General features: G+C 38.7%; 9 protein-coding genes and 3 pseudogenes. 3 read left to right on the top strand and 9 right to left on the bottom strand.

Annotated features, from left to right (window positions below):
- Positions 1-75: 75 nt before the first annotated feature.
- Positions 76-1,065: an IS30 family transposase gene (locus FD16_RS12145; RefSeq protein ID WP_010622494.1), complete on the bottom strand. Its 990-nt coding sequence runs from the start codon at positions 1,063-1,065 to the stop codon at positions 76-78.
- 529 nt (positions 1,066-1,594) lie between these two features.
- Positions 1,595-1,771 (bottom strand): annotated as a pseudogene (locus FD16_RS12140) (helix-turn-helix domain-containing protein); the annotation flags it as partial.
- Positions 1,772-1,939: 168 nt separating this feature from the next.
- On the opposite strand from FD16_RS12140, the gene FD16_RS12135 reads away from it, so the two are divergent.
- The 3 genes from FD16_RS12135 (at position 1,940) to FD16_RS13310 (ending at position 4,476) form a co-directional block, all read left to right on the top strand.
- Positions 1,940-2,965 (top strand): IS30 family transposase, encoded by a 1,026-nt coding sequence (locus FD16_RS12135; protein WP_010622496.1) that lies wholly within the window; start codon positions 1,940-1,942, stop codon positions 2,963-2,965.
- A gap of 61 nt (positions 2,966-3,026) precedes the next feature.
- On the top strand, positions 3,027-4,136 hold the full coding sequence (locus FD16_RS13210) for an ATP-binding protein (RefSeq protein ID WP_010622497.1): 1,110 nt from the start codon (positions 3,027-3,029) through the stop codon (positions 4,134-4,136).
- Positions 4,137-4,386: 250 nt separating this feature from the next.
- Positions 4,387-4,476, top strand: a complete 90-nt coding sequence (locus FD16_RS13310; protein WP_021353390.1) for a putative holin-like toxin — start codon at positions 4,387-4,389, stop codon at positions 4,474-4,476.
- Between the two features lie 158 nt (positions 4,477-4,634).
- Here the strand turns inward: FD16_RS13310 and FD16_RS12120 are convergent.
- The 7 genes and pseudogenes from FD16_RS12120 to FD16_RS12085 form a co-directional block, all read right to left on the bottom strand.
- Positions 4,635-5,758: pseudogene (locus FD16_RS12120) on the bottom strand (ArdC-like ssDNA-binding domain-containing protein).
- Positions 5,759-5,761: 3 nt separating this feature from the next.
- The gene (locus FD16_RS12115) at positions 5,762-5,977 is read right to left on the bottom strand and encodes a hypothetical protein (protein ID WP_010622499.1); all 216 of its coding nucleotides are present in this window, start codon (positions 5,975-5,977) and stop codon (positions 5,762-5,764) included.
- Between the two features lie 121 nt (positions 5,978-6,098).
- Positions 6,099-6,935, bottom strand: a pseudogene (locus FD16_RS12110) (DNA topoisomerase); the annotation flags it as partial.
- Between the two features lie 29 nt (positions 6,936-6,964).
- Positions 6,965-8,034 (bottom strand): IS3-like element IS1163 family transposase gene (locus FD16_RS12105; protein ID WP_155804372.1). Its coding sequence is split into 2 segments (ribosomal slippage): positions 6,965-7,806 and positions 7,806-8,034, totalling 1,071 coding nucleotides; the frame shifts between segments, so codons are not numbered across the junction.
- Between the two features lie 50 nt (positions 8,035-8,084).
- Complete coding sequence (locus tag FD16_RS12095) at positions 8,085-8,291, bottom strand: ATP-binding cassette domain-containing protein (RefSeq protein WP_010622502.1); 207 nt, start codon at positions 8,289-8,291, stop codon at positions 8,085-8,087.
- A 73-nt stretch (positions 8,292-8,364) separates the two neighbouring features.
- Positions 8,365-9,306: a metal ABC transporter solute-binding protein, Zn/Mn family gene (locus tag FD16_RS12090; protein WP_010622503.1), complete on the bottom strand. Its 942-nt coding sequence runs from the start codon at positions 9,304-9,306 to the stop codon at positions 8,365-8,367.
- 304 nt (positions 9,307-9,610) lie between these two features.
- Positions 9,611-10,035: LPXTG cell wall anchor domain-containing protein (locus tag FD16_RS12085; RefSeq protein ID WP_156403260.1), on the bottom strand; the 425-nt coding region annotated here is incomplete at its 5' end.

The raw sequence follows: 10,035 nt of genomic DNA, 5'->3' as shown, positions 1-10,035 counted from the left end.
AAATGTTATGTAGAAAGCCGGTTTATCATGGCAAACGCCAGACGAAATACCAAATCAAAGTCTAAACTTGAATTGTCAAACCAAGTGGAACGTTTTTCTTAAATAGACTTCTTTGGCAGAATGCCAGTAGTGTGTTTTTCTAGGACGACTATTAATTTGGTTCATAGCCATCATAATGTACTCGTCTGTGAAGTCGGCAATTTCTTGTCCCTTCGGGAAATACTCTCTAATTAATCCATTGGTATTTTCGTTTGTACCGCGTTGCCAAGGAGAATGTGGTTCGGGAAAATAAAATGGTAAGTCGAATTCTTTTTCTATTTCTAAGTGCCTAGCAAACTCTTTCCCACGATCCGGAGTTATTGTCAAAAGATGTTCATCAGCTACCTGATTTAGAAGATGACGCATCGTTTGAGTCACATCAGCTGCTTTTTTGCTAGTTGCCCGGCCTACAAGTAAATACCTGGAGAAACGATCAACTAGGGTGACCAGAACTTCCCCTCCAGTTTTACCAACAATTGTGTCAGCTTCCCAATCACCAATTCGATATCTAAAATCAGCGGCCTCTGGCCGTTCATTTAAGGCTCTTTCAATTACAAATTGTCCACGGCGTTCATGGTAATTTTTTGAATGGCGAGTTTTCCCACGATGTCTTAATCTGCGTGCGAGGCCTCGTTGTCCAGCTGTTTTAGCAACCGAGAGGTTATCTCGGTAAATGCCGCGATAAATAGTTGTGTAACTAACTGACCACTCAGCATGTTCAACTTTTAGCCGGTTAGCTATCTGTTCAGGAGACCAATGTTTTTCAGTAATACAGTTTTGGATAAACTCACTAAGATCTAAATCTTCTAATTTTCGTTTTTGATGACAATTACGCCGATTACTAAAATACTGTTCCTGCGCCGCAGGAGCATCGTAACTAGAAGAAGGAAAACGGTTTATTTCCCGCCAAACAGAAGACTTAGAACGGTGCAGTTCATCAGCAATAGATTGAAGAGAATTGCCTTCTTCCGCACGAATTTGTATTAATTGACGTTCACAGGCGTTAAAATGATGGTAATGATTCAAAAGGAAGACCCCATTTCGTATGAATGTTCTGGATAAACATTATTTTACGACTGGTTCTGCCTTTTGAGTCAGTTTTTTTATTTAGCGTTCCACTTAGATTGTAAATTCAGCTTCGAAAGATTACTTTTGTTATCCAAGTAAAGATAGAGAAGCCAACTATGCAGAACATCTATTTGATAATGCTTGGGATCATGGAAATGCATATAAGGGTATTAAAGGGAAACTAAAAAGAGATTTCAGAAAAATAGCTCCTATTACTTATGGAAAAGTTTCAAATTATCGTGGAGTAAAGTATACAAAATCATTAATGTTAAAATTACAAGATCATGAGATTTAACAAGGGCTTTATAATTAATTTAATTAGAGTTGGCCTTAGCAATTTGTTTATATTAACAAGCCAAATATTAGTTGGCTTAGCATTACCTAAAATAATGTCTATGAATGACTTTGGCCTTTACAGAAAATTTATGCTTTATGCAACATATATTTCGCTACTACATTTTGGCTTTACAGATGGTATTTTAATTAATTCATGGTCAGTTTGAGCCTTAACTGCGTGATACTCACCAGCTAAGCGATGAACCTCATTAAAGATAGTGGTTTTACTAAAGCCTAAATAATCGGCAATATATTGAAGTGAGTGCTTTTCATGATGAAGTGTTTCGATGACAACGCGGTCTTCAAATGATAAAATAGTGGTGCCCATAAAGGTCCTTCTTTCTAGTGGAATGTTGTGGTGACACCATTAAAGACCTTGATGGGTTTTTCTGTCCACTAATATGTTCAACTTAAATTTTACAATCTACCATATATAATGAGTAAAGTGTTTAGATAGAGTGAAATCAGGCCATAACTTAAAAGAAAGGACATCTCCATGACCCAACCCAAGTCTAGCACTGTTAAACATTACCAACAACTAACCCCAGAAGAACGAGGTGAGATTGAAGCCTACCTAAGAGCAGAAAAATCACAGGCAGAAATTGCTCATCGACTACACCGTAGTCGTAGCACTATCTCTCGTGAAATCAAGCGTGGCCTTGTCCAACAACGTCGTTACGATTACCAATTCGTTTATCTTTACTATGCGGACACCAGTCAGCTATTTCACGATCAAAAACGTCAAAAGTGCCATTCTAAGGGCCTTTTAAAACGGTGTTGGCTATTTTTTGCGATGTTAATTAAGACCCTTAAGCAACGTCCACGTAGTGAAAGTATTGATAGCTTTATCAATGCCTTTAAACAGATGTATCCAGATAAACCTTGCCCTTCGACACCTACGGTCTATCGGTATATTGATCAAGGACGTCTGGATATTCAAAACATTGACCTACCGGCTAAGCTCAAACGCCATGTTAAGGGAAACCACCATGGCCACGCACGTATTAATAAACGATTAGCTGGAACATCAATTGAGCAGCGACCCGCTTCGGTCAATCAACGCCAAAGTTTTGGTCACTGGGAGGGTGATCTGGTCAAAGGAAAGCGAAAAGCGAGCGAACCAGCATTAATGACGCTAACCGAACGTAAAACGCGTTATGAGATTATTGTGAAGATTCCCAACTATCACGCCACAACATGTTTAGCTTATCTACAGCAGTTAATTGATAAAAGCGCGAAGAGCTTCAAATCAATCACATTTGATAATGGTTCTGAGTTCAAGCTGTTAAACCAAATCAAGGGTCCTAAGATTTACTTTACTCATCCATCTGCACCTTGGGAGCGCGGTAGTAATGAAAATCAAAATGGATTAATCCGTGAGTACATTCCTAAGGGCCAATCACTGTACAATTTCACAGTAGCCACAATTACTCAAATTCAAACTGCACTGAATCAAAAGCATCGCCGAATTCTTGACTATAAGACTGCCGCCAGTCTGTTTCAGAAATCACTGACATCTTAATGTTTATCTTCATGGTTGGTTGTTGCACTTGATTTGACAATTCGGGGAAATAATCAATAAATTGAAAAATCATATCATTGCTAGCACAATTATTGGAATTGCAACTAACTCTGACAGTTCACCCTCAAGTAGCGATAAGATGAAAAGTTTAATAACACGGTATTGTACAGATGAATTGAATCCTAAAACCATTATTGCACTTAAAAAGCCCGCTACAATAGCCCAAAAAGACACGAGAGATAATTTAACTTTAATGCAAGCAGTATCTACTTATTATGGGCAGCTTGTTGTAGTTGATGAACTTGTTCAATTTTGTCAGAAGTATATATGCAAAGAAGATTTATTTACCAGCATTAATCAAATTCAAGATATAGTTTTTGATTTTTCAGATTTTATTGAAGCTATGAAATTTGCTATTTTATATGAAGGTAGCGTTAGCAGTCAAAGAGTTCAGGAATATACCGCTCCTATGATGTCGAGATTGCAGTCATTGAGCGAATCTGCTATGGGTGCGATTTTCGGGAAGACTGAATTTTCAACAACGGCAGATTACGTAGATCATCTTGTAAAAGAAAATCAGTTAGTAAATATTGATGTTAGCAGTATTGATGACTCAACAGGTGAAGTTCTTATACGCGTACTTTCTAAGATGATTCTTGATTTTCAAAAAATTCGTAAACAGCGAACTCACACTGATAGCGAACTGAATGAAACTGAAGATAAAGGACCTCAAACTGAGTCGATTTATCCAATTAATTTAATTATTGAAGAAGCTCATAGATATGTTGCTGAAAATACATTTCAAACTGAATTAGGGTTCGATATCTTTGAACGTGTAGCAAAAGAGGGTAGAAAATTTAGATTCTTGTTAGGTATATCTTCACAACGTCCCAGTGAACTTTCTCGTACTGTTGTTTCACAATGCAGTAACTTCATAGTTCATCGAGTTCAGAATCCTGATGATCTTAGTTATATTTCTAGAATGGTTCCTTATATCAATAAGGGAATTATTGATAGATTAACATATCTTAAAACTGGATCTGCACTAGTATTTGGAACAGCAATCAATATACCGACTTTGACCGAATTTGCACCAGCTAATCCTAAAACAGATAGTGATAGTGCTGAAATTTCAAAATCATGGTTTCATTTGAAAAATAAGAACGATTAATGACCGAGATTCAGATATTATCGTTGTAATATCCAGTGTATATAACAACCAGACCAGTTTCTTAATTCAATTGAATATGAAAACTTATGAAACATCATTCAATCGTCACAGCTTTTATTATGCTTGGTCAATCCCTAGTTCCCTTGTATAATGGATTAAGTAAGAAGTTTTAAGGGCGGTGGCTGTCTTTTCCCTTGTGAGGTGAGGCCCATGGGAACATGGAATAATCTTCAGGAAGGTTTCACAGTCAATGAGCGTCTTCCAGACACTCTCGTTGATGTTGCTGTTTGGCACGTTTTTAATCGCGCTCCTCAGCTATATCGACAAGCACCACAAATAAAAAAAGCCGCCCCGATTATAACTTTGGCGAGTTACGGGACGACATTAATATAGTTTTGTAATTATGCCACCGCCTTTGAAGCGGCTTGCGTGGGAAGTCCTGTTTTCGGCGGGACTTCCTTTTTCTGTCCACATTATAGCATGTCCTTTAAAAACTGGCTACCGTTTTAAACTTTGATCAAGTTCGGATTCGGGTTGTTTGATTCCTGGATTCTGCTCAGTAAAGGATTTCAGTTGCTTCTGTGTTCGCTCACTGATTTCATGGTGCACATCGTTTAACTGGTTTTTAAATTGTGCTTTCTGTTGTGGACTAGTTGCTTGTTGAATTTGTTGTTGCAAGCTTTGGTAGGACTTATTAAGATCCTGGGCTGATAGCTTTTTTAGATCATGCTCAGGCTCTTTTTGGGCTTCTTGTAAGCCTAATTGTTTGGTTAACCCGTCGCTAAGCTCAATCACTTTGTTGCTCACTTGCTGGATCTCACTTAAAGCACTATGGATCACGGCTTTATCTTTAGCCCAGGTGGCCACGTAACCGAGTGAGTAGTTGCTGGTATCAACGCCAATATTTTGCATGGCAACATACGCAACCGCTTCGGCTTGGGTTTCCTGATAGGCTCGTGGCCGATCTTTAAAGGCTGATTTTAATCCGTGTAGCTGGCTATGCGCATATTCGTGATATAACGTCTTCAATTTTAAAGCATTATCGGATTCATCACCACCAATAACAATTTCATTAGTTCTGGGTTGAAAATACCCCTTAGCCCCATTTAGCGTCTCTAAAGGCACTTCACTGACTTTAAGGTCGGTTTGCTGGTTTAAATAATCTTTGAACGCGTTATACAAGCTCGTTACATTCTGATGATCGGCTAAATTTTCTTTGACAAAATCCTTGGCACTTAACACTGGCTCACCGCTAGTTTGTGACACGTCAAAGACGGGTAGATAACGGTAACCGACATGGCGCGTTCATCGGTGGTATCAAGACGCTTTTTCTCGGCTGGTGTTAACTTCTTAATAATCGGGGCCGCAATCCGAATCGCTTTTGCGCCTCGTTTGACGGTGCGGTTAAAAGCCGTCTGCCATTGCTTAAAGCCCGCGACTTGAGTGGCTTGTGGATTTTGCGCATAAATCAAATCAATGTTTCTGGCGCTATAATGATGAAATTTAGCCAGGGTATTAAGATACTGTTTAAATCGGTCACTATCGGTTAATTTTAGGATTTGTTGTTCGGCTTGGGCGACTAATTGTGCTTTCCAGGCTTTAACGTCGGCTTTACGCGGCATTGTCTACCCCTCCTCATCTTCAAAAGTATCATTCAATGTCGGCAATGATCTTATTTGAATCGGGGTCGTGCCATAAAGGGCGATGTAGCCATCAGCTAATTTTTGCCAAGCCACTTGATAATAGGCTCCGTTACCAGTGATTTCTTTTAAATACTTGTAGGTTCCTTTAGCCTGTAAAACTGGTAATTCACTCCCAATAACTGCTAATTTATTATCCATTTTATGATCTCCTTTGCTTTGCTAATCTCACCCGTTGTTTAGGTTTACTTTTAGCTTTATAAAAGTGAACTTAAATGACGGGTTCATCAACCGGAACAACGTGAAGGGCGGTAGGCAGGTTCTAATCAAAATCAAAACTTAATTTATGGCCGTCAAGCTTTAACTTGGCGTCAAACGACTTCCCCTTTTTGCTCTTGAAACCCTTTAATTTGCTGGTTTCACCCTTAGTAACTAACGCTTTAATTGCGGTTTTCCCGAGCGTCTTGCTACTCCATTTCTTGGGTAGGGTAAAGTCCTCGCCTTGCTTGGGTTTCACAATGTAAAACTTTTGTTTATTTATGACAGTTACTTGTGGTGTTTCTAAGAAGACCTCGTCGAACTTTTGTGCTTGCTGTTGGTGATTGATTTGTTGCTTAATGGCTGCATTGCCGGTTAATTGTGTGGGAACATCAGCGATTAACTTCGCCACAAACTTCTTAATTTGGCTCAAAAAGTTATCCGGGGTGCGTTCTTCGGTACTGATTTGCTGTAACGCTTGCTCCCATTTAACCGTCATTTCTGGACTAGTTAGCAAAGGTTCGAGTTCGACCGCTTTATATAGTGTGATCCCAGCTTCACTGACGTGCAGCTTATTTTTTTCAGTGACTAAGTAGCCGCGTTTCTTTAACACTTCTAGCACATTGGCCCGGGTCGCGCTTGTCCCAATGCCTTGCACATCTTTGAGAATTGCCTGGGCTGCTTCAACATCAAGCGTTTTGCCGGCAGTCTTCATGGCCGTAATCAGGGTTCCTTCGGTAAAGGGTACCGGTGGTGTCGTTTCTTTTTGCGGCGTTTGCAGATTCGCTGGAACTTGGTCGCCTTGGTGAACAATCGGTAGGGTGGCTGCTTCTTGCTGGTCGGTTTTGTGATCATCAAATAAAGCTTGCCAACCTTGCTTAGTTGGGACCTTACCGGTTGCTCCTATGTCAATAAATGGCACATCTTTTTCTAAACACTCGTTCTAATTCTGTCGGAATTAAACCAACTGATGTAATTTGAGGTTCGGATTACCAAGTCCTCAAAATTGGAAAAAGTTGTTTGAAAGGCAAACTCTCTCTTCAACAATGAGTGAAAAGCTTCAATTGGCCCATTATCATAAGGATAACCTTGTTTTGAGTATGAGTGGCTAATCTGATGCCGTTCAAGTAAAGTTTCAACTTCGTTGCTGGTGTACTGTGAACCCATGTCAGAGTGAAAATATTGTGGCTTTTGATGACATTCAAGCGCCTGATTAATCGTTTCTACAACTAACGTCACTTCCATCTGACGACCAATCTTGAAAGCAAGAACTTGATGAACCTTTGGTTCGTAAATAGAACTGAGATAAACCCAGGTTCCTGGACGTAATTCCAAATAAGTAATGTCAGCACGCCATATCCTTGCATTGGGCTGGTGCTTGATTAAATTGGGGCGTTGTGAATGATCCACATGAGTGCCAGGTTTTTTAAATCCCCGATTCATTAAAGAGTGAATCTCCATTTCCCTCATTAATCGTAAAATTCGTTTTGACCCAACACAGATGCCTGACTTGCGAAGCACCATCGTTATTCGTGGATAACCATAGGCACGATAATTATTTTCCCAAATCAATTTAATTTTTTCTTTGAGCTGATTATCAACACGTTCGTGTTGACTAGGTTGATATCTTTTCCAATGGTAATAGGTGCTGCGCGGTAATTTCAGTGCCGAAAGAATAATTGATAAGCGGTGTCGCAATAACTGATCTTCTATGAAGACAAGGCAATTAATTCGTCCTAATGCTTTCCCAGTAACACCGCCGCAGCTTTTAAAATTTCAAGTTCCTCCTTTAATCGCTGATTTTCCTTTTGAAGTTGTTTGAATTCTTTGGACGTTACTTCAGTACCGTCTTCTAGCTCAACTGATTTAGCGCCTTTAACCCAGTTATGAATTGCGGCTGGAGAAACACCGTATTCCTCGGAAAGCGAGCGAATAGATCTTTTCTCTTCACGATGCATCTTCACAATGCTGGCTTTAAAATCATCTTGATATCGTTTCATTGGAATGCTCCTATCTTGTTTTATTAATTATGGCACAACTGTTCAGAAATTTATGTACCAAATACTAGGATAGGAGCACAGCCACCTTGTGGCGTTAATTGGCCCAGTAAAGCACGAATAAATGTGGTCTTACCTACACCATTTTCACCAATAATTGCTTTAAACTCTCCTCTTTTTAAAGCAAGATTCAAATGATTAATTACTACTTTGCTTCCATATGCCAATGAAAGATCCTCAACGGTTAAAATATTATTCATTATGACCTCTCTTTATTGTAAAAGACTCAGTCATCTCAAAAGAGATTCATGAGCCTTTTAATACAAACCATATCTATTTAGATTCACGATTAACCTTGGTCAAAATATTGTCTAACTCTTTATATTGTGAAAGCATCCATTGTTTGTAATTCATATGTGCTGGCAATGTTTCTGTAACCTTCAACACAGGCACATTATATTGCTTTGCTAACTTAACAAAATTCGTGACCGTTTTATCAGAAACCTGCTTGTTGTATACGAAAAAGGCAATCTTATGGTTCTTGATTCCCTTCTCCATTGTTTGGATTTCCTTAGCAGAAGGATCTGTTCCTTTCTCCATAGCATTCTCAAAGTTTGTATTGGCAACTTTATATCCAAGAGCCGTCAATGCATAATCAAAAACCGGTTCACTAACGTAAACTTCACTATTAGTCTTTTTATCAGCCAATTTTTTTAATCTGCTAATCTCAGCATTAACAGCTTGAAGGGATTTGATATATTTTTTGGCATTATCGTGGAAATACTTCTTGTTTTTTGGCTGGATTTTGCTTAACTTATTAGCTAAAAAATTTACATACTTAGGCATCGTAGTTGGATCATACCAAATATGCGGATTATCTCCTGATTTTTTGCCTAATACATCCTCGCCAATTTTAATATACTTAGTTGAAGATTTACTATTCTTTACGAGTTTACTCATCCATGGATCATAATCAATACCACTAGCAACTACAACATCTGCTTTACTGACCTCATTGGCTATTTTAGATGTAGGCTCATAGTCATGTGGATCTACAGAAGGATTATTAATAACCGAATTAACAGTACCTTTATTACCAACAACTTTCTTTGCTGCCTCGCCATAAAAATCAGTAGTGGCTACAATTTTAATGTCTTTACTGCTCGAATAATCGCTAGAACTTTTTGAACTACTACAACCTGCTAAAGCTATACTAATTAAAGCAATAGACAGAAAAACTCCTAATGCTAAAATGTTTTTTCTTAATGTTCTCAAAACAGTGCTATCCTTCCATGATAAGTACTCAATTACGTCAGTTCATCCTTAATACCAACATTAAACTACATAGTTTCTAGTTACATACGATTACATTCATTGACATTCACCTACCTTAATAAATACAACAACCTAGATACATTATCTAGAATATCGTACTAAGACGTTTATGTAAATAGTAATCAGTACCATTTGCATAAAAACCACCCCCAACATAAAAATAGCCTACCTTCCGTTTTTAAGAAGTCAGACTATCTTTTATATAAAAAATGGATTATATTTATGTGAATTTTTCGACGTTGATTTACTTTTTTTCCTTACGTCTAATCCCAATAAACGACCCCATGCTTATTAGAATCATCGCAATAATTCCAGCGACGCTTAGATTATTACTTTCTTGCTCACCTGTTTGAGGAAGGGTATTATTAACAGATTTATTTTCCTTTGTAGATTTATTAGAAACCACAGTATTAACTGACGCTTTGTAATTTAAATGGGCATTTGAACCCATTGTATTGAAAGGCTTGACGGGCTTGACGGGCTTGACGGGCTTGACGGGCTTGACGGGCTTGACGGGCTTGACGGGCTTGACGGGCTTGACGGGCTTGACGGGCTTGACGGGCTTATTATCCCTTGTATACACAACTGTATACTCCAGATCTGCCGAATCACCGGTCACTGTCTGCGCTGCAATTGCTGTCTGATCTGGTGTGTACCCCTTCAGATCAG

Source organism: Paucilactobacillus suebicus DSM 5007 = KCTC 3549, from assembly GCF_001434475.1.
GTDB classification, from domain to species: Bacteria; Bacillota; Bacilli; order Lactobacillales; family Lactobacillaceae; genus Paucilactobacillus; species Paucilactobacillus suebicus.
Note: the sequence above shows the minus strand (reverse complement) of the source record. Positions and strands in the feature narration are given on the sequence as shown.

Bases quoted from the DNA above. Each gene is read 5' to 3' on its own strand.
- FD16_RS12135 (WP_010622496.1), top strand. From the start codon at position 1,940: ATGACCCAACCCAAGTCTAGCACTGTTAAACATTACCAACAACTAACC.
- FD16_RS13310 (WP_021353390.1), top strand. From the start codon at position 4,387: ATGAGCGTCTTCCAGACACTCTCGTTGATGTTGCTGTTTGGCACGTTT.
- FD16_RS12115 (WP_010622499.1), bottom strand. From the start codon at position 5,977: ATGGATAATAAATTAGCAGTTATTGGGAGTGAATTACCAGTTTTACAG.
- FD16_RS12095 (WP_010622502.1), bottom strand. From the start codon at position 8,291: ATGAATAATATTTTAACCGTTGAGGATCTTTCATTGGCATATGGAAGC.